The sequence below is a fragment of the Streptomyces sp. NPDC042364 genome, assembly GCF_056437585.1.
On record NZ_JBWKAJ010000024.1, the window covers coordinates 1 to 23,516 of the forward strand.

Below are 23,516 nucleotides of genomic sequence, written 5' to 3' on the forward strand. Positions count from 1 at the left end.
TTCATGCGACAGGCACGCACCCAGCTGCTGCACGCCGGAACACCCGCCCGCAACATCCGCTACGAGGTCTTCGGCCCCGACCTCTGGCTGCCCGGCCCGGCCGCCTGAACCACGTCGACCCCTTCGGAAAGGACATCACCATGACCAGCGACAAGTCCCGGACAGCGCCCGCGGTGCGGCTGCGTTCGGACGGCCCGGTGGACAAGGACACACTCGACTACGCCCGTACGAAGATCGACGCGGTGGTCAGCCGGCCGGGGATGCCCGACGTCAGCGGCGAGGTGCGGATCGTGCGGGCGGCCGCCCGTCACGCGGAGCACCCGTGGTTGGCCACGGCCGACCTGCGTGTGGGCGGTCACCAGGTGGTCGTCCTCGCCGAGGAGGCCACCGGCCGGGAGGTCGTCGACAAGCTGCAGGACCGTCTGCACCGCCAGACCGACAAGGCCGCCCACACCGCGCACGACACCCGCCGCCCGACGGCCCCGCCGTGGCGTGGCGGCAGCCGTTCCGCGTAAGGCCACGAGACCGGCCGGTGGCGAGCCACCGGCCGGTCGTCCGTGTCCCGGGCCGCCGAGGGGTCCTTTCACCATGAGCGCCCGGGTCGCGCGCTCATGGTGAAAGGACCCCTCGCTGGGACGCGCGCGCCGGCGTCGGGACCGCGTCCGGCCCTCGCGCTTTCCCGTCGGGGAAACCCGTTCGCCAGGCGGGCGGGCGCTCTGCTTGGCTCAGCCCATGAGTGATCTTGTCATCCGCTGCGCCACCCTCTCGGACGTCGACACCGTGCTGCGGTTCTGGCGCGACGCCGCTGAGGGAACCAGCATCAGCGACGACCACGACGGAGTGGCCCGGCTCATCACCCGGGACCCCGAGGCCCTGCTGCTCGCGGAGCGCGACGGCGGCCTCGTCGGAACCGTCATAGCCGGCTTCGACGGATGGCGGTGCTCCGCCTACCGGCTGGCCGTACACCCCGACAGCCGCCGGCAGGGCATCGCGACCGCGCTGCTGGAAGCGGCGGAACAGCGGTTCACCGCCCTCGGCGGGCGACGCGTCGACGCCATGGTCCTGGAGGCCAACGAGCAGGCCCACCACGCCTGGGCCGCCACCGGCTACCACCGCGAGGACCACTGGCGGCGCTGGGTCAAGCCTCTGTAAGAGCTCCGAACAAAAGTGGAGTCCGATCGGCTCGCGGCGTCTGGTGCGTGCGATCGCAAGGCGCCGGAAGCTCCTTGTAGCGGGGCTACCAGGGGCTTTCGGCAACGCGGCGAGCGTGCGTGCCAGGCGTCGCGAGCCGGGCTCCACTCTTGTTCGGAGCTCTAAAAGGGGTCCTCTCACTGTGAGCGTCCGATCAGGTCGCGGGGGCACCGTGAAAGAACTCGCAAGGGGCGAGGCCCGCACCGTCATGCGCGGCGGGCGCCCGGGTACGCGTTCCGGGAGACCCGGGGGCGGTGGGTGAGCCGCTCGCGGGACCGGGGGGAGCCGATGCGACCGGGACGACGATGCGCTACTTTGCCGATCCTTTACCATGGGGGGACCATTGACCCTCTACGGAAAGGTCGTGAGCGTCCGCCCATGGGCGAGCCTCCCAGTAGCCGGCCCAGTGCCTGTCGCACCCGAGCCGGTACACGACATCGCGCGATCATCCCGCCCCTGCCGGACCATGGGACGGAGGTGACCCGATGACCGAAGTGCTCCTCCTTCTGGTGGCAGTGCTGCTGTCACTGGTCTGCGGCGCGTTCGTGGCCGCCGAGTTCTCGCTGACCACCGTCGAGCGCGGCCGGCTGGAACGGGCCGTGGAACGCGGCGAGCCGGGTGCCGCCGGTGCCCTCAAGGCCGTACGGAATCTGACGTTCCAGCTGTCCGGCGCCCAGCTCGGCATCACCGTCACCAATCTGGTCGTCGGCATGCTCGCCGAGCCGTCCATCGCCAAGCTGATCGCCGGCCCGCTGGAGTCGCTGGGCGTGCCCGCCTCGGCGTCCAGCTCCGTCGCGCTGGTGATCGGTACGGCCCTGTCCACGGTCGTCCTGATGGTCGTCGGCGAGCTGGTGCCCAAGAACTGGGCGATCTCCTCGCCGCTCTCGGTGGCGAAGAAGGTGGCGAACCCGCAGCGCTGGTTCAGCGCCGCCTTCCGGCCCTTCATCACCCACCTCAACAACACCGCCAACCGTCTCGTCCGCCTCTTCGGGATCGAGCCCGCCGAGGAGCTGGCCTCCACGCGCGGCCCCCAGGAGCTGGCGGCCCTCGCCCGGCACTCCGCGAAGGAGGGCGCGCTGGAGGCGGACACCGCCGAACTGTTCGTGCGGACGCTGAACCTGGCCGACCTCACCGCGGAGAACGTGATGACGCCACGCGTGCAGGTCATCGCCCTCGACGCGCTGGCGACCTGCGAGGACGTGGCGAACGCCACCCGGGCGACCGGCCTGTCCCGCTTCCCCGTCTACCGGGGCAGTCTCGACTCGGTGGTCGGCACCGTGCACATCAAGGACGTCCTCGCGGTGCCCGCCGAGCGCCGGCTGCGCACCTCCGTGTCGGAGCTGCTGCGCGAGCCGCTGCTCGTCCCCGAGTCACTGACCGTCGACCGGGTCCTCGACCGGCTGTCGGGCAAGCGCACGATGGCCGTCGTGATCGACGAGTACGGCGGCACCGCGGGCGTGGTGACCCTGGAGGACATAGTCGAGGAGGTCGTCGGCGAGGTCCGCGACGAGCACGACCCCCACGAGACCCCGGACCTGGCTCCCGTGGGCACCGACGAGGAGGGCCGTGAGCTGTACTCGGCGGACGGCGCCGCCCGCACCGACCAGCTCGCCCGCGTCGGCCTGAGGGTGCCGGAGGGGCCGTACGAGACGCTCGCGGGCCTCGTCGCCACCGAGCTGGGCCGCATCCCGGCCGTCGGCGACACCGTCGAGGTCGCCCGCTGGCGGCTCGACGTCGTGGACGCCTCCGGGCGGCGGGCCGCCCGGGTACTGCTACACGCGCCGGCCGACGCCGACGCCGACGACGAGCACGAGGAGGAGAGGCGATGACCGCCGTCCAGCTGCTGATCGGCTTCGCGACGCTGGTCGTCAACGCCTTCTTCGTCGGCGCCGAGTTCGCGCTGATCTCGGTCCGCCGCAGTCAGATCGAACCGTACGCCGAGCAGGGCGACCGCCGGGCCCGCAGTGTGCTCTGGGGTCTGCGGCACGTGTCGGCGCTGATGGCGACCGCACAGCTCGGCATCACCCTGTGCACCCTGGTCCTCGGTGTGGTCGCGGAGCCCGCGATCGAGCATCTGCTCGAACCGGCGTTCCATGCGATGGGCGTGCCGGAGGGCGCGGGCCACATCATCTCGTTCGTCATCGCCCTGACGCTCGCCACCTATCTGCACATGCTGCTCGGCGAGATGGTGCCGAAGAACATCGCGCTCGCGGAGCCGGTGCGCAGCGCTCTGCTGCTCGGTCCGCCGCTGGTGACGCTGTCGCGGGCGCTGCGGCCGGTGATCTTCACCGTCAACGCCTTCGCCAACGCCCTGCTGAAGCTGATGCGCATCGAGACGAAGGACGAGGTCGTGGCGACCTTCTCGGACGCGGAGCTGGCCCGGCTCGTCCGGGACTCCACCGAGGCCGGCCTGCTCGACGACCGTGCCCGGGAGCGACTGCACGACGCGCTCGAACTGGGCCGCAGGCCCGTACGGGACGTCGTGCTCCCGCTGGAACGCGTCGTGTACGCGCGCGTGGGCGTCACCCCGGAGGAGCTGGAGCGGCTGTCCGCGGAGTCCGGGTTCTCCCGCTTCCCCGTGGTGGACGAAGGACGCCGGATCGTGGGCTACCTCCATGTGAAGGACGCGCTCGACGCGGCCCCGCGCGATGTGCCGTTCCCCATCCGGGACATGCGGTCCATCGCCCGCGTCCGGGAGACCACGCCGCTGGACGACGTCCTCACCGCGATGCGCCGCAGCCGTACGCACCTGGCGGCCGTCCTGGGCGCGGACGGACGGCTCGGCGGAATCGTGACCATGGAGGACGTGTTGCGCGAACTGTTGGGGCAGCCGGCAGCCTGATCGCCGGCACGACGAAGGGGGCGGCCGACCGCGTAGGGCCGAGGGTGGCGGCGTACGCGGTCGGCCGCGCCGCGTACGCGACGAAGCCGGGCCGCGTACGCGAAGGGCCGTGAGGCGTACGCGAAGGGCCGTGAGGCGTACGCGAAGGGCCATGAGACGGGCGACCGACCGTCGGGTATGTGAACGGGATACCATCGCTCTCGCCATGCAGACGAACGCCACGCATCCCACGTACTCCAGCCTCGTCGCGGTCGGCGACTCCTTCACCGAGGGCATGTCGGACCGGCTTCCCGACGGTTCCTACCGGGGCTGGGCGGATCTCCTCGCGGGCCGGATGGCCGCGCGGTCGCCCGGCTTCCGGTACGCCAACCTCGCGGTGCGCGGCAAGCTCATCGGCCAGATCGTCGCCGAGCAGGTCGACGTGGCGGCCGCGATGGGCGCGGATGTGATCACGCTGGTCGGCGGTCTCAACGACACCCTGCGCCCGAAGTGCGACATGGGCCGGGTGCGCGGGCTGCTGGAGGAGGCCGTGGAGCGCCTCGCGCCGGCCTGCAAGCAGCTCGTCCTGATGCGCAGCCCCGGCCGCCAGGGCCCCGTCCTGGAACGGTTCCGCCCGCGCATGGAGGAACTGTTCGTCTGCGTCGACGACCTGGCCGCCCGGCACGGGGCAGTCGTCGTCGACCTGTACGGCGCCCCCTCGCTGGCCGACCCCCGGATGTGGGACGTGGACCGTCTGCACCTCACCGCCGAGGGGCACCGCCGGGTCGCCGAAGCCGTCTGGCAGACCCTCGGCTACCCGGCCGAGGACGCCGAGTGGCGTACGCCGATGGCCGCGACACCGCCGCCCGCCTGGGTCGCCCGTCAGGTGGCCCACGCCCGCTTCGCCCGGCAGTACCTGCTGCCGTGGATCGGCCGCCGGCTGACGGGCCGCTCCTCCGGCGACGGGCTGCCGGCGAAGCGCCCTGAGTTGCTGCCGTACGAGGAACCGGCAATCTGAAGTCCGTGGGGTCCCGAGCGGGCCGTACCGGAGGGAGCCGCGTGTGACCACGACCGTGATCAACCTCAAGGGCCGCATCCAGGACTTCGGGCCCCGGCTGGAGAAGGCCCCCGACGACGTCGTGTACATCGGCCGCCGCTGGACCATGGGCCACTGGGACCTGCCGCAGCATCCGCTCTACAACCCGTTCCAGCCCGACACCGACAAGAGGAAGCGGGACGGCACACGGGCCGAGGTGATGGCCAAGTACCGGGAATATCTGTCGGCCCGGCCCGACCTGCTGGAGCTGGTCCCGGAGCTGCGCGGCAGGACGCTTGCCTGCTGGTGCGCGCCGGAGCTGTGTCACGGGGACGTCCTGGCCGAGCTCGCCGACGGGCGCTGAGGCCGCTTCCGGCAGGTCGCGCGGTCGGGCGCCCGCCACGGGTGGGTCTGTGACCGGGCTCTCGTAGGTTCCGACGAGCGGGCCCGCTGCGTCCACCTGCAGGAATCGCCAGTAGAATCCGTACACGTGACTTCTGCGCCAGCCAAGCCCCGCATCCCGAACGTCCTCGCCGGACGTTACGCCTCCACCGAGCTCGCCACGCTCTGGTCGCCCGAGCAGAAGGTGAGGCTGGAGCGGCAGCTCTGGCTGGCCGTGCTGCGAGCCCAGAAGGACCTCGGCATCGAGGTGCCGGACGAGGCGCTCGCCGACTACGAGCGGGTCCTCGACACGGTCGACCTGGCCTCCATCGCGGAGCGCGAGAAGGTCACACGGCACGACGTGAAGGCGCGGATCGAGGAGTTCAACGACCTCGCCGGGCACGAGCACGTCCACAAGGGAATGACCTCCCGCGACCTCACCGAGAACGTCGAGCAGCTCCAGATCCGTCTCTCCCTGGAGCTGATGCGCGACCGCACGGTGGCGGTCCTCGCCCGTCTCGGCAAGCTGGCCGGTGAGTACGGCGAGCTGGTCATGGCCGGCCGGTCGCACAACGTGGCCGCGCAGGCCACCACCCTCGGCAAGCGTTTCGCGACCGCCGCCGACGAGCTGCTCGTGGCGTACGGCCGGGTCGAGGAGCTGCTCGGCCGCTACCCGCTGCGCGGCATCAAGGGCCCGGTGGGCACGGCGCAGGACATGCTGGACCTGCTGGGCGGCGACGCCGCGAAGCTGGCCGAGCTGGAGGACCGGATCGCCGGGCACCTGGGCTTCTCCCAGGCCTTCACCTCCGTCGGCCAGGTCTATCCGCGCTCGCTGGACTACGAGGTGGTGACGGCGCTGGTGCAGCTGGCGGCCGCGCCGTCGTCGCTGGCGAAGACGATCCGGCTGATGGCCGGGCACGAGCTGGTGACCGAGGGCTTCAAGCCGGGCCAGGTCGGCTCCTCGGCGATGCCGCACAAGATGAACACCCGCTCCTGCGAGCGCGTCAACGGCCTCATGGTCATCCTGCGCGGCTACGCGTCGATGACCGGCGAGCTGGCGGGCGACCAGTGGAACGAGGGCGACGTGTCCTGCTCGGTGGTGCGCCGGGTCGCGCTGCCGGACGCGTTCTTCGCGCTGGACGGCCTGCTGGAGACGTTCCTGACCGTGCTCGACGAGTTCGGCGCCTTCCCGGCCGTCGTCGCGCGTGAGCTGGACCGCTATCTGCCGTTCCTCGCGACGACCAAGGTCCTGATGGGCGCGGTGCGCGCGGGCGTCGGCCGCGAGGTCGCCCACGAGGCGATCAAGGAGAACGCCGTCGCCTCGGCCCTCGCGATGCGGGAGCAGGGCGCCGAGCGCAACGAACTGCTCGACAAGCTGGCGGCGGACGAGCGCATCCCGCTGGACCGTGCGCAGCTCGACGCGCTGATGGCGGACAAGCTGTCCTTCACGGGCGCCGCGTCCGACCAGGTCGCCGTCGTCGTCGGCCGCGTCGAGGAGATCGTCAAGCAGCGTCCGGAGGCGGCCGGTTACACCCCGGGAGCGATCCTCTGACGCGCTTCACCCCGCAGGAGCTTGAGGCCGCCCGCGACCGGCTGGTGCCGGATGTGGTCGCGGACGGCCTCCGGGTGCTGTTCTGCGGCATCAACCCGGGCCTGATGACGGCCGCGACCGGCCACCACTTCGCCCGGCCCGGCAACCGCTTCTGGCCGGTGCTGCACCTGTCCGGTTTCACGCCCCGGCTGCTGAAGCCGTCCGAGCAGGGCGAGTTGCCGTCGTACGGGCTCGGCGTCACCAACGTGGTCGCCCGGGCGACGGCGCGTGCCGACGAGCTGACGGCGGAGGAGTACGCCGAGGGCGGCCGCCTGCTGACCGCCAAGGTGGAGCGGCTGCGGCCGCGGTGGCTGGCGGTGGTGGGTGTGACCGCGTACCGGGCGGCCTTCGGTGACCGCAGGGCCGTGGTCGGTCCGCAGGAGCGGAGGATCGGCGCGTCCCGGGTGTGGGTGCTGCCCAATCCCAGCGGTCTGAACGCGCATTGGACGGCGGCGACGATGGTGGAGGAGTTCGCCCGGCTGCGGGTCGCGGCGGAGGACTGAGCCAAGGGCTGAGCAGGACCGGAGCCTCGTCAGGGCGGGTCCGTCGCCGTTATCAGGGCGACGAGTTGGAAGGGCAGTTCCTTGTCCCACTGGGAGACGCCGAGGGCGACCCAGCGGCCGTCGACCTGCCACAGGTGCACGTCGGGGACGTGCGCGCTGAGCACCGCCCACGGCTCCGGTATGTCCTCGCCCGCCATGGAACGCTCGAGGACGCTCCAGAGGCTGAACACGTCCGGCGCGCCCCAGCGCTCGGTGAGCCGCTCCGACAGGGCGTCCCGGTCCGCCTCGTACTGTTCCTCGGTCTCCTCCCGGCGGGCGCCGTCGTCCTCCCAGAAGTCGGCGCTCGTCTGTAACGCGGCGACGTGATAGCCGGGCCCGCCCGTGCCGGCGTCCGACCGGCCGGGCTCCGCGGGGAACTCGGCGGAGCACAGCCGCTCGATCAGGGCGAGGTGCTGTGTGATGCTCATGCGTCCAGTAAAGCGGGCACCACTGACAATTGGCGGCCCGTCAGCGGACGGCCCCGGACCGATGGAGTCCGGATCTGCGGAGCCCGGGTCGGCGGAGTCCGGGTCGGCGGAGTCCGGGTCGGCGGAGTCCGGGTCGGCGGGTCGGACGGCGATCACCGGGGCCACGGAGGGCGGCCGGGTCCGGCCGGTGGGTGGTCGCGCCGGGGCAGGTCGGGGGCGGCAGGCACTCGCCGGGGTCGGCGTCGGCGAGTACGATCCGGCAGACACGCGGGCTAGCCGGGAGGACGGACGTTGGGGCAGCTGACCGGCGGGGATCCCTCTCTGCTCCGGAGAATCAACTCGGCGGTGGTGCTGCGCGCGCTGCGCGCCACGGATCACGCGACGCTCACCGAGATCACCCGGGTCACCGGGCTGTCCCGGCCCACGGTCGAGGGCGTCGTCGAGGGGCTGGTCGAGGCCGGGCTGGTGGTCGAGCAGGCCGCCGAGGAAGGGGCCGCGCGGCGCCAGGGCCGGCCGGCGCGGCGGTACCGCTTCCGGGCGGAGGCGGGCCATCTGCTCGGGCTGGAGGTGGGCTCGCACGGGGTCACCGCGCTCCTCGCGGACCTCGACGGGCGGGTGCTGGGCTCGCTGACCAGGGACGTCAACGAGACCGCGGCGGCGGACGAGCGGCTGGAGCGGCTGCGCTCGACCGTAGCGGAGCTGCTCCGCAGGTCCGGTGTCTCGCGGGACTCGCTGCGCGCGGTCGGCGTGGGCACCCCCGGCATCGTCGAGGCCGACGGCACCGTACGGCTGGGCACGGCCCTGCCGGAGTGGACGGGGCTGAACCTGGGCGAGCGGCTGAGCCGTTCCTTCAAGTGCCCGGTCCTGGTCGAGAACGACGCCAACGCCGCCGCGGTCGCCGAGCACTGGAAGGGCGCGGCCACCGAGTCCGACGACATGGTGTTCGTACTGGCCGGGCTGAGCCCCGGCGCGGGTTCGCTGATCGGCGGGCGGCTGCACCGGGGCTTCGGGGGCGCGGCCGGGGAGATCGGGGCGCTGCATCTGCTGGGCCGGGAGGCCACGCCGGAGACGCTGCTGTCGACCACCGGCGAGCCGCTGCACCCGCTGGACGAGCAGGCCGTCGCCGAGGTGTTCAAGCACGCGCGCGAGGGGGACGAGCGGGCCCGCGCGGCGGTGGAGCGTTTCCTGCAGCGGCTGGTGCACGACGTGGCCGCGCTCGTGCTCGCGCTCGACCCCGAACTGGTCGTCGTCGGCGGCTGGGCGACCGGCATCGACGACGTCCTCGAGCCGCTGCGGCAGGAACTCGCCCGCTACTGTCTTCGGCCGCCCCGGGTGACTCTGTCCCGGCTGGGCGAGACGGCCGTCGCCATGGGCGCGCTGCGGCTCGCGCTCGACCATGTGGAGGAGCAGCTCTTCGCGGTCGAGGGCACGGTCACAGCCCGGCGCTGACCCCTCCTGGGCATGAGAAACGCCGCGTCCCGGGACGTGTCCGGGGCGCGGCGGTGCGGCTGAGGGCTGCGGGTGTGCTCAGGACACGCGGCGCGTGCGGCCCGCGGGAGCCGGTGTTCTCAGGACGCCCTGCGTTCCGGGCCGTGGTGGATCTCGACGCCGCCCGAGGCGCCGAAGGTCAGCCGGCAGGTGTCGGCGCGGTAGGTGGCCAGGGAGACGGCGGCGGCACGTCCCTCGGCGAAGAAGCGGGTCGTGACGACGAGGACGGGCGCGCCCGGCAGCCGGTCCAGTTCCTTCGCGTCGTCGGCGCGCGCGGAGCCCAGCTCCACCGAGCGGTCCTGCCCCTCCAGGTCCAGCCGCTGGAGTTCGCGCAGCACGGCACGCGCGCGTGCCGTGCCGGAGGGCGCGTCTATGGCGGAGAGGGCGGGCACGGAGGCGGCCGGGATGTAGAGCAGCTCGGCCGCCACGGGCTGGCCGTGGGACATGCGTGAGCGGCGTACGACATGCACCTGCTCACCGTGGAGGGTGTCCAGGATCTCGGCGACCGCGGTGGGCGGCACCGCCTCCGTGCAGTCCACGGCCTGCCAGGCGTCGCCGATGGTGCCCGGCCAGGTCTGCTGCTCTCCGCCGACGGAGACGCCCACGCGGGGCGGGGCCACGGTGGTGCCGACGCCGCGCCGGCGCTGGAGCCGGCCTTCCAGTTCGAGCTGTTCCAGGGCCTGGCGGAGTGTGGCACGGGCGACGCCGAAGCGGGCCGCGAGGTCGCGCTCGTTGGGCAGGATCTCGCCCACCGAGAACTCGGAGTCCAATGCCTCACTGAGCACGGTCTTCAGGTGCCAGTACTTCGGTTCCGGCACCGATTCGAGCTGCTGGGTCCCCACCCTGTCCTCCGCTGCTTCGCCGTGTCCCGGCGGCGTTTTTGGCGCCCTTGTTTATTAAAGGTTGTTGCACTTTCCTGCGACCATAGGCCCGCCCCCACCCTTGGTCAAGACCAATCCTCGAACCCCCGGCCATCCACCGCGCGGGGCGTGGCACAGCGTTCACAGAGGCTTCATGACGGCGTGGCGGACCGCCGTACGACCGACTGCCTGACACGTCGTACGGCGGTTGGCGGGCGGGCGCGCGACGGCCCACGGGCTATCGGTCGAGCGACAGGGCGAGGAGTTTCTCGGGGTTGCGCAGGATGTGGACGCGCTGGATCCGCCCGGCGGCGACGTCGAGCTGGAACACGGCGTCGGGCTTGCCCGCGACGAGGACGACCAGCGCCGAGCCGCCGTTGATCTCCATGAAGCGGAACGAGGCGTCCTCGGCGCCCTTGCCGGCCACACCGTGGAGGAAGCGCCCCACCTTGTCGGCGGACTCGATGACCCGCACCGGGGCCTTGGCGAGACCGCCGCTGTCGGCGACGAGGCGGACGTCGGGGGCGAGCAGCGCCATGAGCCCGCCGAGGTCGCCACCGGCCGCCGCGGCGAGGAACCGCTCGGTCAGCTCCCGGCGTTCGGCCGGGTCGACCTCGTAGCGCGGGCGCCGCTCGTCGACGTGCTTGCGGGCCCGCCCGGCGAGCTGGCGCACGGCCGGCTCGGTGCGGTCGAGCATGCCGGCGATCTCGGCGTAGGGGTAGCCGAAGGCCTCCCGGAGCACGAACACCGCGCGCTCCAGGGGCGAGAGGGACTCGAGGACGACGAGGACGGCCAGGGAGACGGTGTCGGTGAGCACGGCGCGTTCGGCGGCGTCCGGGACGGTGGCCTCGTAGTCGGTGACGTAGGGCTCGGGCAGCCACGGTCCGGGGTATGCCTCGTTGCGGGACTGGACCTGGCGGAGCCGGTCGATGGCGAGACGTGTGGTCACGCGGACCAGGTAGCCGCGGGGTTCGCGTACGCCGGACCGGTCGGCGCCGGTCCAGCGCAGCCAGGCCTCCTGGACCACGTCCTCGGCGTCGGCGACCCTGCCGAGCATGCGGTAGGCGACTCCCATGAGGACGGGGCGGTGCTCTTCGAAGACGTCGGTCGCGGTGTCAGTGGTCACCGTCCCATCCCATCCGACGCGCGGGCGGGTGTCCAGGGCGTTTGTTACCCACGGGGACTACCCGCCGGTAGCGGTTGCTGACAAGCTGTCTAGGAATGCCGTACGACGGCGCGCCCCACCCTCACAGACGAGGAGCTGCACCATGTCCGCCACGGTCTCCTTCAAGGTTCCCTCCCCGCTGGGCCCGCAGCCCGTGACGGTCTCCTACGCGCGTGAGGGCACCGGCGAACCGCTGCTCCTGCTGCACGGCATCGGCCACCACCGGCAGGCCTGGGACCCGGTGGTGCACCTGCTGGCGGCGGAACGCGAGGTCATCAGCGTGGACCTCCCCGGCTTCGGCGTCTCCCCCGGGCTCCCGGACGGCCTGACCTACGACCTGCCCACGACCACGGCCGTGTTCCGCGCCTTCTGCGAGACCCTCGGGCTCGACCGCCCCCACGTCGCGGGCAACTCCCTCGGCGGTCTCCTCGCCCTGGAGCTGGGCCGCGAGAAGCTCGTACGGTCGGTCACGGCCCTGTCGCCCGCCGGGTTCTGGAACGAGGCCGAGCGGCGCTACGCCTTCGGCATCCTGCTCACGATGCGGCACATCTCCCGGCGGATGCCGCTGCCGCTGGTCGAGCGGTTGTCCCGCTCGGCGGCCGGGCGGGCCGCCCTGACGAGCACCATCTACGCGCGCCCGAGCCGCCGTTCACCCGAGGCGGTGGTCGCGGAGACGCTCGCGCTGGCGGGGGCCACCGGGTTCGACGCGACCCTCCGGGCCGGTGGCAGCGTCCTGTTCACCGACGACGTACCGGAGCTGCCGGTCACCGTGGCCTGGGGCACGCGGGACTGGCTGCTCGTCCCCCGGCAGGGCGTCCGAGCCAAGCGGATCATCCCCGGCGCCCGGCTGGTGCGGCTGCCCGGCTGCGGCCACTGCCCGATGAACGACGACCCCGCGCTGGTGGCCCGCGTCATCCTCGACGGCAGCCGCTGAGCCGCGGCGGGCCGCCATCCCCGAGCCCAGGGCCACCCCGGCACCCACCAGGGCGCTGCCCACGGCCTGGGCGGCGCCGTAGGAGCCGGTGCCGACGAGGGGCGCCGTGCAGGCGGCGGCCACCGGAATGAGGCCGGAGAAGAGGGTGGCCCGCTCGGCGCCGATCCGCTGCATGCCCATGTACCAGCACACGAACCCGATGACGGTGACGACCGCCGCCTGCCACAGCAGCGCGGCGGCCTCCGTGCCGTCCGGGCGGCGCAGCCACGAACCGCCGTCGACGACCAGGCCGACGGCCGCCGACTCGACCGCGGCGACGCCGCACACGGTCGCCGACAGCAGCCGCGGTCCGAGCGGCCGCAGCACCGGCACGGCCAGCACCGCGAAGCCGACCTCACCGGCCAGCGCGCAGACGGAGAAGGCGATCCCGGCACCGTCCGTGCGGCCCCAGCCCTGGACGGTGAACGCGCCCGCCGCGACCAGCGACGCCCCGTACAGCACGGTCCGTTGGGGGCGCCGCCCCTCCGACAGGGGGACCAGGACGGCCACGACGACGGGGGCGCAGCCCACGAACACGCCGGGCACGGCCGGTTCCGCCGTCCGCTCGGCGGCGAGCACGGCGAGGTTGAAGCCGACCATGCCGACCGCGGCGAGCAGCGCCGGCCGCGCCCACTGCCGGGCGGTGAGACGGCGCAGCGGCGCCGTGCCGCCCCGGCCCAGGAGCGGGAGCAGCAGCAGGCAGGCGAGCGCGTAGCGGAGGAACTGGCCGCCGGCGTACGGGTAGTCGCCGAGGACGCTGTTGGCGGTGAAGGAGCCGCCGACGAGGACACAGGCGAGGGCGGCGAGCAGGGCTCCGCGGGCCGTGGTGGCGTTCATGACGGTGACGCTAGGGACGCGGGCGGACCGGTTTAAGGTCCACTTCCATGACGTCATCGGGGACCAATTCACCGCCGGACCGCTCAACCGGGGACGGCGGGGGGTCCGCGACCTGGGCCGCCGCCTGGGAATTGCTGCTGCCGGTCGCCTCCGCGCCGGCACGCGCGCGTGGACGTACGTTGCAGGCCGCGCTGCGGGAGGCGATCCGTACGGGGCGGCTGGCGCAGGGGACCCGGCTGCCGTCGAGCCGGGAACTCGCCGCCGATCTGGGGGTGTCGCGCGGGCTGGTGACCGAGGCGTACGAGCAGCTGGCGGCGGAGGGGTATCTGCGCAGCGGCCGGGGGGCGGGGACCTGGGTGGGTGCCGCGGTCCGTGCCGCGCCGCCACGCGCACGTGATCTGGCTCCCCGCTCCCCCGGCGCCCGCGCCGACTTCGTCCCCGGCACACCCGACCTGTCGCTCTTCCCGCGCGCCGCCTGGGCCGCCGCGCAGCGCGTGGTCCTCGCGGAACTCCCCCACGACGCGCTCGGCTACCCGGACCCGCGTGGACTGCCCCGGTTGCGCACCGCTCTGACCGAACTGCTCGCCCGTCGCCGGGGCGTGGCCGCCGACCCCGAGCGGCTGGTGGTGGTCTCCGGGGTCGCCCAGGCGATGACCCTGCTCGGTCACGTGCTCCACGCGCGCGGGCATCGCGCGCTGGGCGTCGAGGACCCCGGCAGCCCGGAGCACGCGTCCCTGTACGCCGCCGCCGGGATGGGCACCGTGCCACTGCCGCTGGACGAGGCGGGGCCGGTCATGGGTCCGCTGCGGGACTCGGGGGTGCGGGCGGTGGTGACGACGCCGTCCCACCAGTTCCCCACGGGCATCGCCTACTCGGCGCGACGCCGGGCCGAACTCCTCGACTGGGCACGGTCGGTGGACGGGCTGGTCGTCGAGGACGACTACGACGGCGACTTCCGCTACGACCGCGCCCCCGTGGGCGCCCTGCAGGGACTCGACCCCGAGCGGGTCGCGTACACGGGCTCCGTCAGCAAGTCGCTCGCCCCGGGGCTGCGGCTCGGCTGGCTCCTCGTACCGGCGTCACTGGCCGAGGAGGTCGTCGAGCGCAAGCGGACCATGGATCTCGGCCATCCCACCCTCGACCAGGCCGTGTTCGCCCGGTTCGTGGAGCGCGGCGACTACGACCGGCAACTGCGCCGCTGCCAGCGGGCCTACCGCGAACGCCGGGACACCCTGGTGGCAGCCCTCACCGAGGACCTCCCCGGTACGCGGGTGTCCGGGATCGCCGCCGGGCTCCATGTGATCGCGACGTTGCCCGAGCGGTACGGACCGCGCGACCGGTTCCTGGAGCGGGTCACGGCGGCCGGGATCGCGGTGCGGGAGCTGGGCCGCTACGGGCGTGTGCCGGACCACCGACCGCGACTGGTCCTGGGGTACGCGCACCTGCCGCCCGCGCGGATCCGGGAGGGCGTACGGCTGATGGCGGAGGCGGCCCGCTGAGAGCTCCGAACAAAAGTGGAGCCCGGCTCGCGGCGTCTGGCACGCACGCTCGCCGCGTTGCCGAAAGCCCCTGGTAGCCCCGCTACAAGGAGCTTCCGGCGCCTTGCGATCGCACGCACCAGACGCCGCGAGCCGATCGGACTCCACTCTTGTTCGGAGCTCTAAGGGTTGTCCCGTATGACCTGCCGCGACACTCCCGCCCGGCCGCCTCCGGTCCCCGCGACACGCCCCGCCCGGGCGTCACGGCGTGCTTCCCACGCGGCCCCGGTCAGTTGTTCACTTGTCGTTTCCGTGTGCGCCTCGGCGCACCAGTACTTGTGGCACTGCGCACTGGCCGAATCCGTCCCAGGAGGCTCATTCATGTCACATCGTCCGCCGATCTCCCTGCCCGGCCGCCGGAGCGTGCTGCGCGGTTCCCTGGCCGCGTCGGCGGCCCTCGCCCTCCCCGGCTCGCTCGCCGCGGCCCCGGCGTTCGCCCGGGCGGGGCGGCCGCGGGCGGGATGGGGTGTGCAGGCCGGGGACGTGAGCGCGCACTCCGGTCTCGTATGGGTGCGTTCGGACCGGCCGGCGCGCATGATCGTGGAGACGGCCGCCACCGAGTCGTTCCGCAACCCGCGCAGATGGCACGGCCCGCTGCTCGGCGCCGGCACCGACTTCACCGGTACGACCCGGCTGCGCGGCCTGCCGGCCGGTGAGCAGATCCACTACCGGGTCCTCCTCGCCGACCCGGACGACCCGCGCCGCACCGGCGAACCGGTCACCGGCACGTTCCGTACGACCCCGGTGAAGCGGCGCTCCGGCGTGCGGTTCCTGTGGTCGGGCGACCTGGCGGGGCAGGGCTGGGGCATCAACCCCGACCGGGGCGGCTACCGCATCTTCGACGCGATGGGCCGGCTGGACCCCGACTTCTTCCTGTTCAGCGGTGACACCGTCTACGCGGACGGGCCGCTCGCGCAGACCGCGACGCTCCCCGGCGGCGGGACGTGGCGGAACATCACCACCGAGGAGAAGTCCAAGGTCGCGGAGACGCTCGCCGAGTTCCGCGGCAACTTCCGCTACAACCTGCTGGACGAGAACCTGAAGCGGTTCAACGCGCAGGTGCCGTCGATCGTGCAGTGGGACGACCACGAGGTCGTCAACAACTGGTACCCCGGCGAGATCCTCACCGACACGCGCTACACGGAGAAGAGCGTGGACGTGCTCGCGGCCCGGGCCCGGCGCGCCTTCGGCGAGTACTTCCCCGTCTCCACCCTGGGGCCGGGCTCCCGCGAGGGCCGGGTGCACCGGGTGGTGCGGCACGGTCCGCTCCTCGACGTGTTCGTGCTGGACATGCGGACGTACCGCAACGCCAACTCGCCCGGCAGGCAGAGCACCGACCCGGTGGGCATCCTCGGCGCCGAGCAGTTGCGCTGGCTGAAGCGGGAGCTGTCGCGGTCTCGGGCGGTGTGGAAGGTGATCGCCTCCGACATGCCGCTCGGCCTGGTCGTACCGGACACCAGTGACGGGAAGCCGAACATCGAGGCGGTGGCACAGGGCGATCCCGGGGCGCCGCTCGGGCGTGAGCTGCAGATCGCCGAACTGCTGCGGTTCATCAAGCACCGGAGGATCACCGGGACGGTGTGGCTGACGGCCGACGTGCACTACACCTCGGCACAGCACTACCAGCCGTCGCGGGCCGCCTTCACCGACTTCGAGCCGTTCTGGGAGTTCGTCTCCGGGCCGCTCAACGCCGGTGCGTTCCCGGCCAACGCCCTCGACGGCACCTTCGGGCCCGAACGGGTCTTCGTCAAGGCGCCGAGCACGGCGAACGTGTCGCCGGCGGGCGGCTACCAGTTCTTCGGCGAGGTCGACATCGACGGTCACAGCGGGGAGTTGACGGTGCGGCTGCGCGAGCAGGACGGCGCCGTGCTCTACACCAAGACGCTCCAGCCGGGGCTGGTCGGGCAGTGACCCGCCCCGCCTGAATCCCCGTCGGCGGTCCGGGCACACCCCGGGTGGCGGCGGCCCGGCAACTCCGGGTCGCCCGCCGCGTTTTCGCAGGTCAGGGTCGATTGTCAGTGGTCGCTTCTACGGTTTTCCCATGACGCGATCTTTGCAGGCCGTGGCCTATACCCGACCCTCCGTGCTGGAGTCCGCGGCGGGCGGACCCCTGCTGGGACTGGAGACCTCCCGGGGCGCGACCCCGACGGGCTTCCAGGACCATCCGCGGTTCTTCACGGGCTTCCTGACCTCGCCTCAGGTGGCCGCGGCCGGGCTGCTGGCGGTCGCGGACGTGGCGGCGGCGCGGTACTACCAGCAGCAGTTGCGGGCCTCCCTGGACCCGGTGGTGACGGGCAACGGCGACCGGCTGCGCTTCGAGTCGTTCTCCGGCTGCGGCGGGGTGTACGCCCGGCTCGACGTCCTGGAGCCGGGACTCGACGGGGGTGAGGTCGGACACGGCACGACCAATGTGGACGTCAACAACCCGCTGCGCGAGGCGCTGTCCCGTGTCGGCTCCGCCGATCCGCTCCATCTGCGGGTCGGCCCGGACGAGTTGGCGGTGACCACGCTGGACGGCCCGGTGGTGGAGAAGAAGGTGCCGCTGCCGGACCGCTGGCTGCGCGGTTTCGCCGAGGCCCAGGTGGTCGCCGCCGGTTTCGATCTGCGGGCCGAGCTGACCGCCGCCGAAGCCGTACGGTTCCTGCGGTCACTGCCGCGCGGCGGCGGGCGGGGCGCGTCGCGGGGCGCCCAGTGGGTCGTGCCCTCCGGCCGTACCCTGCGCCCGACGACACGGCCGGTGCCGGGCGCCGTCTGTCTGCCGGGCCCCGAGCGGCTGGTGGCGCTGCAGCGGGTCCTGCGCCATGCGACCGCGCTGCGCGTCTACGGCCCGTCGGCCGCCGGGACGGCCGCCCTGGCCAGTGCCTGGGAGGTCGAGCTGCCCGGTATGCGGCTCACCCTCACGCTGTCCCCCGAGGCCGCGCGGGGCTTCTCCGGCGAGGGCGGTGTGCTGGACGCCCTCGCCACCGACGAGGCCGCCGAGGACGCGGAGCTGGTCTCCGTCCTCCTCGCCTGGGAGCCGCGCATCGACATCGGCGACCTGGCCGCTTCCTCCGGCCTCACCACCGAGCGGGTCCGGGCGGCGCTGACCCGGCTGGGGACCTCGGGGAGGGTCGGCTACGACACGGCGGAGGCCGCCTACTTCCACCGCGAACTCCCCTACGACGCCGACCGCGTGGAGCGCCACAACCCGCGGCTGCGCTCCGCCCGAGCCCTGGTGGCCGCCGGAGCGGTCTCGCTGGACGGCGCGCTCGGCACGGTGACCGCCGAGGACGGCCATGTGCACCGGGTCCGCGACGACCGGGGCACACTGAGCTGCTCCTGTTTGTGGTGGGCGAAGTACCGCGGCGGGCGGGGCCCTTGCAAACACGCGCTGGCGGTGCGGATGGTCCGGCGGGGCGCGGACGCGGAGACGGGCGGGACCCCGGCCCCCATGGGGCCGGACAGCACGACGGCCGACATGGAACCGAGCGGGACGAGCATCTTCGGGGGTGCGCGATGACGGCGACGACGCTGATCAACGCGGTGAGGGCGGGGAACACGGGTGACGTGGTCACCCTGGCGGACGGCATGACGGACGCCGAACGACGGGCGTGCATGCCCGAGTTGAAGGAGTTGCGCAAGAAGCTGCGGTCCGAGCCGTGGGGCTCGCCCCTCCAGCGCGCGTATCCGGCGCTGCACGCGGCCGGTGCGGCCTGCCAGACGGGCGCGGCGGCGGTGGCCGACTGGCTCGCGGGGTCCGACATGCGCTGGCGGCAGGCACCGGCGGCGGTCCTGATCGACGTGCTCGGCGACCGTGAGCCGCACTGGCTCGCCGACCTGGTGCACCGGCTGGCGCAGCGGCCGCTCACCGCGCAGGTGCCGTACGAGCTGATGTCCGGCCTGGTGAAGCTGGCTGGCTGTGCGGTGCCGACCTCCGAGACCTATGTGCGGGGCTGGATGGAGCACATCGGCCGGGCGCGCTGGAAGGCGGGCACGGTCATCGGCAACCTGCGGAAGGACCCGCACCTCGCCGAGCTCGCCGCCGCCCTGTTCGACATCGAGGAGATCGGCGCCCGCAGCGACTGGCGGTACGGCGAGGGACTGAACAACTGGACCTACGCCCTCACACAGCTCGCCGAAGAGGGCCTCCTCGACCGCAAGGTCCTCATCGACGGCTGTGTCTCCCGGCTGCTGCGCGGCGGCGGCTCCACGGCGGACAACAAGGTGTTCCTCGGCCTGCTGACCTCGCTCGACCTCACCCGTGACGAGCGGTGCGAGCGGATCGCGGACTGGATGTCCCTGTGCGCGGACGCCCCTTCCGCGGTGGCCGGGCACGCGCAGTCCGTCCTGGCCGGCTTCGCCCTGGACGGCGAGCTGGGGTCACGCCGGCTCACCGAGATGTCCGGCGCCGTGCTCTTCCGCACCGAGCGCAGGCTCGTCCGCTCCCAGCTGGTCCTGTTGGGCAAGGTGCTCAAGCAGGACCCGTCCGCCGCGGGTGAGCTGCTGCCCGTGGTCGCCCAGGGCTTCGGGCACGAGGACACCGAGGTGCAGGAGCGGGCGCTGAAGCTGGTCGAGCGGCACATCGGCGACCTCGGTGACGAGGACGCGGCGCGGGACGAGATCACCGCCGCGGCGGCCGATCTGAGCCCGGGCCTGCGGGCCCGCGCGCAGGACGTCCTCGGCATCGCTCCCACGGCCCCCGAGGTGTACGAGGAACTGCTCCCTCCCGTCCCCTCGCCCAGGCGACTGGCGCCCGCTCCGGAGACGGTCGCCGAACTCGCCGAGGAGGTCAACGCACTGCTGGCCTCGGCGGGCGACGTCAGCGCGTTCGAGCGGGCGCTGGACGGACTCGTACGGCATGCGCACCGGGATCGCGAGGCACTCGTGGAGGCGCTCCGCCCGGTGGCGGCGAGGCGTTGGTGGGCGGGGATGGAGTCGGAATACGTCGACCGGTACTTCCGGGAGTCCCCGCACGGCCTGGAGATCGTCCTGGCGTCGCTGTTCGAGCGGGTCCGTCTCTCCGACCTGCACGGAGCGCGCGGGAACACGTCCGCGTCCGACGGGTGTGTGCACAGCGGTCTCGCCGATGCCTTCGACGCCCGGCTGCGGGAGGTCGCCCATCGGGTGCGCACCGAGCCGCTGCCGTTCCTGCTGGCCACGCCCACCTGGAGCACCGGATCGCTGGAGCCCGGGGAACTGGTGGAGCGGCTCGACGGCTATCGGCGCCTCGGTGCCCGGCCCGGTGAGGCCGACTTGGCGCAGGCGTTGCTGCGGGTACGGCGCGGCGACGCGGCCGCGCTGGCGGCCGCCGGTGTGGCCGCGCGGGAGTTGGGCACGGAGGAGGGCGACCGGCTCGCGGAGTGGCTGGCGACCGACGTGCCCTCCCAGCCGGTTCAGCGCAGCCGTACGAAGGGGCCGAGGGTCCTGGTGGAGTTCGGGGAACTCCCGGAGTTGCAGCACGAGTCCTTCCCACCGGAGTTCCGCCGCCTGGGGCGACCGCTGTCGGTGTACCAGGCCCGCTGGTACTGCCCCCACTGGGACGACTCGGAGTGGCGGCACTGGCTGGCTGTCGTACCGGGGCGCCCCGAGCTGGTGGCGGGACGTATCCTGCGCGACCTTTCGCAGGGAGCCGTCGAGGACACCAGGGCCGGGTTCTCGTTCCTGCCGACGCTCGCCGAGGCGGAGGGTGAGACGGGCGCGGCCGTGCGGCTCTGCGTGGTGTACGGGCTGGGGGCCAAGCGCCCGGAGGACCGGCTCGCCGCCGTGGACGCCCTGCTGGTTCTGACGGCGCGGGGGCAGCTCGACGCCGAGCAGACGGGCGCCGACCTCGGGCGACTGGCCGTGACCGGCTGTGTGAAGCCGCTGCGGATAGCCGAGGCGCTCCGCACGGCGGCGTCCACCGGGGCGTACGTCACGGCCTGGTCGCTGCTGCGTGCGGCCCTGCCCCACCTGCTGGCCGAACTCGCCGACGCCCAGGGCGGCATGACCGGCACGCCCGGCAGGGACGACGCCGGCAACACGGACCGCGTGGACGGCACGGACGGCACGGACCGCGTGGACGGCACGAACGGCGTGGACGGCACGGACGGCGCCAGGGGCAAGGGCAGGGCGGCCCTGCCGGCACGGGGGCTCGGGGAACTGCTGGCCGTCGCCGCGGAATGCGTGGAGCGTTCCGGGGCACACGGGGAGCTGCCCCGCCTCGATCTGGCGGCGGACCGGAGGGGTTCGTCCCGGCTGGTGACCGAGGCACGGAGGCTGCGTACGGCGCTGGCGCCGGGCTGATCCCGGCACCATCCGTGATCCAATCCGCAACAAAAGGTGCGGAACGCTGCTTTTACCGTCCAGTCACAAAGCGTTCGTGATCACGCAACACCCTTCCTTCACAGTGGCCTCATGACTCCAGACATGTCTGATGTGACGCGGGCGAGGAACGGGCGCCCGGTGCGCCACTGGCGGCGGGCCATGGTCGGCCTCGCCGCGCTGCTCGCGGCGGCGGCCGTGGCCGAGGCGGTGTCCGGCCGGGCCGGGGACGGGCCGCGCGGCGTGGTGCTGTGGGCGGTCCCGGCGGCCGTCCTGCTGGCCGCCGCCGGTTTCCACGTTCGCTGGACACGACGCCACGGGCACGCGCCGCCGACGAGCGATACCGACGCCCGGTCGTCCCTCCCCGCGGAGCGGCAGGCCGGGCCGGCCGGAGCGGGCGGGACGGGCGGTACGGGCGCCGAGGCCATGGCCGGGGGGACCGTGCTGTGGCGGATGCGGACGACGGTGAAGGACGAACCGGGCTCGCTGGCGGCGCTGTGCACGGCGCTGGCGGCCCACAGGGTCGACATCCTGAGCCTTCAGACGCACCCGTTGGCCGAGGGCACCGTGGACGAGTTCCTGCTGCGGGCGCCCGAGGAGTTGTCCGCCACGGAGATCAGCCGGGCGGTGTCCGGCGCGGGCGGCGGCGAGACCTGGATCGAGCGGGGCGACACCCACGATCTGGTGGACGCGCCGACGCGGGTGCTCGGCCTGGCGACGCGTACGGCGCTGGACGCCGCGGAACTCCCTCTGGCGCTGCGGCAGTTGCTCGGTCGCTGCACCATCCGTTCGCTGCCCGCCACCGCCCCCGGCTCGGGCCGGGTCCTGGAGAATGCCCCGGTCGAGGGAGCCCTGGAGGGCACGGTGATGCGGCTGCGGGCGCCGGAGGGCGGGGTGATCACCGTGGAGCGGCCGTATCTGCCGTTCACGCCCACGGAGTTCGCGCGGGCACGGGCCCTGGTGGAACTGGACGCCCGGCTGGGGCCGCGGATCCCGCGCAGCCAGGACGTGCTGACGCTGCCCGAGGGCAACGACATCATGGTGCGCCGCGCCGACGCCGGGGACCTGCGAGCGGCGAAGGCCATGCACGAGCGGTGCTCGGCACGGACGTTGAGCATGCGGTACCACGGGCCGGTCGGCGACGCGGACCGGTACCTGAAGCATCTGCTGAGCCCCAGTTTCGGGCGGACGCTCGCCGCGCAGACCACCTCGGGGCGTCTCGTCGGACTGGGCCACCTGCTCTGGGACGGCGACGAGACGGAGATCGCGCTGCTCGTCGAGGACGACTGGCAGCGGCGCGGCATCGGCAGCGAGTTGCTCCGCAGGCTGGTGGCCATGGCGGGCGAGGCCGGCTGCGCGAACGTCTACATCGTGACGCAGTCGTCCAACACCGGGATGGTCGCGGCGATGCGGGCGTTGGACCTGCCGCTCGACTACCAGGTCGAGGAAGGGACGCTGGTGATCACGGCCCGCCTGGAGGCGGTGACGGCCCGCCGGGCCGAGGACGCGGAAGGGCTCCGCAGGGGTCGTTGACCCGCCGCCCCCGCGGCGGGGCCGTATCCGCTGCGCGGGAGCCGGTGACCGGCTCCCGCGCTGTGTCGCACGGCCGTGCTCCGGCACGCCGCCGGCCCATGGCGCGGCCGGCGCGGCGCCGGGTCCTCAGCGCGCCGCCTGCTGGAGGCCGTCGAGGATGAGGTCCAGCCCGAAGTCGAACTCGTCGCCGTAGGCGTACCCGGGCCGCATGACGTGCTCCGTGGCGATCTCGGTCAGGTACGGGTACTCGCCCTCGCCGAAACCGCTCATGATCGACTCGGCCAGTTCGGCGGTCTGTTCCGGGGTGTCAAAGGGCAGGGCCTTCTCCTGGAGGGCGAACCCGTAGATGTAGCCGTCGAGGACCGAGACGGCGTGCGCGGTCAGGGCGAGGGAGAACCCGCCTCGACGCAGGCAGCCGAGAACGGCGTCGTGGTGACGCAGGGTGGCCGGTCCCGGGGTGGACCGTGACGCCATCAGCCCGATCGCCCAGCGGTGGCGGGACAGCACCTGGCGCATCGAGACCGCCCGCTTCCGCATCGCCTGCCGCCAGTCGTCCTCCGGAGAGGGCAGTTCGACCTCGCCGAAGACCAGGTCGACCATGCCGTCGAGCAGGTCCTCCTTGTTGGCCACGTGGTTGTAGAGGGACATCGCCTCCACTCCGACGGCCTCGCCGAGCTTGCGCATGCTGAGCGTGTCCAGGCCGCCGCCGTCTGCGAGTTCCACGGCGGCGCGCAGCACCCGCTGCCGGGTGAGCGTCTCGCGGGCCGGCTGCGGGGTGGTACGTCGGGTCACTGTGGACGGTCACTTCCTCTTCGCGGACTCCGGCGATTGACGAGCTTACGGCGTAAGTGCT

Annotated in this window: 19 protein-coding genes and 1 pseudogene; 15 read left to right on the forward strand and 5 right to left on the reverse strand. The window is 73.1% G+C overall.

Going from position 1 to position 23,516, the window contains the following annotated elements; all coding sequences use genetic code 11:
* Nucleotides 1-140: 140 nt before the first annotated feature.
* The 8 genes from AC067N_RS32815 (at nt 141) to mug (ending at nt 7,523) form a co-directional block, all read left to right on the forward strand.
* On the forward strand, nt 141-515 hold the full coding sequence (locus AC067N_RS32815) for a hypothetical protein (RefSeq protein ID WP_478682557.1): 375 nt from the start codon (nt 141-143) through the stop codon (nt 513-515).
* A gap of 217 nt (nt 516-732) precedes the next feature.
* Entirely contained in the window at nt 733-1,152 is a 420-nt protein-coding gene (locus AC067N_RS32820) for a GNAT family N-acetyltransferase (RefSeq protein ID WP_478682558.1), read from the forward strand.
* Nucleotides 1,153-1,676: 524 nt separating this feature from the next.
* Entirely contained in the window at nt 1,677-3,020 is a 1,344-nt protein-coding gene (locus tag AC067N_RS32825; protein WP_478682559.1) for a hemolysin family protein, read from the forward strand.
* Nucleotides 3,017-4,033: a hemolysin family protein gene (locus tag AC067N_RS32830; protein WP_478682560.1), complete on the forward strand. Its 1,017-nt coding sequence runs from the start codon at nt 3,017-3,019 to the stop codon at nt 4,031-4,033. Before AC067N_RS32825 ends, AC067N_RS32830 begins: the two co-directional genes overlap by 4 nt.
* 205 nt (nt 4,034-4,238) lie before the next feature.
* Nucleotides 4,239-5,030: an SGNH/GDSL hydrolase family protein gene (locus AC067N_RS32835; protein WP_478682561.1), complete on the forward strand. Its 792-nt coding sequence runs from the start codon at nt 4,239-4,241 to the stop codon at nt 5,028-5,030.
* Nucleotides 5,031-5,073: 43 nt separating this feature from the next.
* Complete coding sequence (locus AC067N_RS32840; protein WP_478682562.1) at nt 5,074-5,412, forward strand: DUF4326 domain-containing protein; 339 nt, start codon at nt 5,074-5,076, stop codon at nt 5,410-5,412.
* A 126-nt stretch (nt 5,413-5,538) separates the two neighbouring features.
* Nucleotides 5,539-6,981, forward strand: a complete 1,443-nt coding sequence (gene purB, locus AC067N_RS32845) for an adenylosuccinate lyase (protein WP_478682563.1) — start codon at nt 5,539-5,541, stop codon at nt 6,979-6,981.
* Nucleotides 6,982-7,025: 44 nt separating this feature from the next.
* Nucleotides 7,026-7,523, forward strand: a complete 498-nt coding sequence (gene mug / locus AC067N_RS32850; RefSeq protein WP_478682564.1) for a G/U mismatch-specific DNA glycosylase — start codon at nt 7,026-7,028, stop codon at nt 7,521-7,523.
* Nucleotides 7,524-7,552: 29 nt separating this feature from the next.
* Here the strand turns inward: mug and AC067N_RS32855 are convergent, their stop codons facing one another.
* Nucleotides 7,553-7,990, reverse strand: a complete 438-nt coding sequence (locus tag AC067N_RS32855; RefSeq protein ID WP_478682565.1) for a hypothetical protein — start codon at nt 7,988-7,990, stop codon at nt 7,553-7,555.
* A 291-nt stretch (nt 7,991-8,281) separates the two neighbouring features.
* Between AC067N_RS32855 and AC067N_RS32860 the strand changes: the two genes are divergently transcribed.
* A complete protein-coding gene (locus AC067N_RS32860; RefSeq protein ID WP_478682566.1) occupies nt 8,282-9,439 on the forward strand; it encodes an ROK family transcriptional regulator in 1,158 nt (385 codons plus the stop codon).
* A gap of 119 nt (nt 9,440-9,558) precedes the next feature.
* Here AC067N_RS32860 and AC067N_RS32865 read toward each other — a convergent pair whose 3' ends face one another.
* Nucleotides 9,559-10,320 (reverse strand): GntR family transcriptional regulator, encoded by a 762-nt coding sequence (locus AC067N_RS32865; protein ID WP_478682567.1) that lies wholly within the window; start codon nt 10,318-10,320, stop codon nt 9,559-9,561.
* Between the two features lie 256 nt (nt 10,321-10,576).
* A complete protein-coding gene (locus AC067N_RS32870; protein WP_478682568.1) occupies nt 10,577-11,464 on the reverse strand; it encodes an RNA polymerase sigma-70 factor in 888 nt (295 codons plus the stop codon).
* 142 nt (nt 11,465-11,606) lie between these two features.
* On the opposite strand from AC067N_RS32870, the gene AC067N_RS32875 reads away from it, so the two are divergent.
* On the forward strand, nt 11,607-12,437 hold the full coding sequence (locus tag AC067N_RS32875; protein WP_478682569.1) for an alpha/beta fold hydrolase: 831 nt from the start codon (nt 11,607-11,609) through the stop codon (nt 12,435-12,437).
* Nucleotides 12,438-12,524: 87 nt separating this feature from the next.
* Here AC067N_RS32875 and AC067N_RS32880 read toward each other — a convergent pair.
* Nucleotides 12,525-13,370 (reverse strand): annotated as a pseudogene (locus tag AC067N_RS32880) (EamA family transporter); the annotation flags it as partial.
* Between AC067N_RS32880 and pdxR the strand changes: the two are divergent.
* From pdxR to AC067N_RS32905, 5 genes are all read left to right on the forward strand, one after another.
* The gene (gene pdxR / locus AC067N_RS32885) at nt 13,361-14,812 is read left to right on the forward strand and encodes a MocR-like pyridoxine biosynthesis transcription factor PdxR (RefSeq protein ID WP_478682570.1); all 1,452 of its coding nucleotides are present in this window, start codon (nt 13,361-13,363) and stop codon (nt 14,810-14,812) included. The pseudogene AC067N_RS32880 and the gene pdxR overlap by 10 nt on opposite strands.
* 360 nt (nt 14,813-15,172) lie before the next feature.
* Nucleotides 15,173-16,762 (forward strand): alkaline phosphatase D family protein, encoded by a 1,590-nt coding sequence (locus AC067N_RS32890; protein WP_478682571.1) that lies wholly within the window; start codon nt 15,173-15,175, stop codon nt 16,760-16,762.
* A 130-nt stretch (nt 16,763-16,892) separates the two neighbouring features.
* Nucleotides 16,893-18,350, forward strand: coding sequence for an SWIM zinc finger family protein (locus AC067N_RS32895; protein WP_478682572.1), 1,458 nt, complete (start codon nt 16,893-16,895; stop codon nt 18,348-18,350).
* Complete coding sequence (locus AC067N_RS32900; protein WP_478682573.1) at nt 18,347-21,112, forward strand: DUF7824 domain-containing protein; 2,766 nt, start codon at nt 18,347-18,349, stop codon at nt 21,110-21,112. The genes AC067N_RS32895 and AC067N_RS32900 overlap by 4 nt, the downstream gene beginning before the upstream one ends.
* A 123-nt stretch (nt 21,113-21,235) precedes the next feature.
* Entirely contained in the window at nt 21,236-22,663 is a 1,428-nt protein-coding gene (locus AC067N_RS32905; RefSeq protein WP_478682574.1) for an N-acetyltransferase family protein, read from the forward strand.
* Between the two features lie 126 nt (nt 22,664-22,789).
* On the opposite strand, the gene AC067N_RS32910 is transcribed toward AC067N_RS32905, so the two are convergent.
* Nucleotides 22,790-23,455: a TetR/AcrR family transcriptional regulator gene (locus AC067N_RS32910; protein ID WP_478682575.1), complete on the reverse strand. Its 666-nt coding sequence runs from the start codon at nt 23,453-23,455 to the stop codon at nt 22,790-22,792.
* Nucleotides 23,456-23,516 lie beyond the last annotated feature (61 nt).

Coding starts and splice junctions, on each gene's coding strand:
- AC067N_RS32890 (WP_478682571.1), top strand. CDS start 15,173: ATGTCACATCGTCCGCCGATCTCCCTGCCCGGCCGCCGGAGCGTGCTG.
- AC067N_RS32875 (WP_478682569.1), top strand. CDS start 11,607: ATGTCCGCCACGGTCTCCTTCAAGGTTCCCTCCCCGCTGGGCCCGCAG.
- AC067N_RS32830 (WP_478682560.1), top strand. CDS start 3,017: ATGACCGCCGTCCAGCTGCTGATCGGCTTCGCGACGCTGGTCGTCAAC.
- pdxR (WP_478682570.1), top strand. CDS start 13,361: ATGACGTCATCGGGGACCAATTCACCGCCGGACCGCTCAACCGGGGAC.
- AC067N_RS32905 (WP_478682574.1), top strand. CDS start 21,236: ATGTCTGATGTGACGCGGGCGAGGAACGGGCGCCCGGTGCGCCACTGG.
- AC067N_RS32820 (WP_478682558.1), top strand. CDS start 733: ATGAGTGATCTTGTCATCCGCTGCGCCACCCTCTCGGACGTCGACACC.
- AC067N_RS32835 (WP_478682561.1), top strand. CDS start 4,239: ATGCAGACGAACGCCACGCATCCCACGTACTCCAGCCTCGTCGCGGTC.
- AC067N_RS32825 (WP_478682559.1), top strand. CDS start 1,677: ATGACCGAAGTGCTCCTCCTTCTGGTGGCAGTGCTGCTGTCACTGGTC.
- AC067N_RS32855 (WP_478682565.1), bottom strand. CDS start 7,990: ATGAGCATCACACAGCACCTCGCCCTGATCGAGCGGCTGTGCTCCGCC.
- AC067N_RS32815 (WP_478682557.1), top strand. CDS start 141: ATGACCAGCGACAAGTCCCGGACAGCGCCCGCGGTGCGGCTGCGTTCG.
- AC067N_RS32895 (WP_478682572.1), top strand. CDS start 16,893: ATGACGCGATCTTTGCAGGCCGTGGCCTATACCCGACCCTCCGTGCTG.
- AC067N_RS32900 (WP_478682573.1), top strand. CDS start 18,347: ATGACGGCGACGACGCTGATCAACGCGGTGAGGGCGGGGAACACGGGT.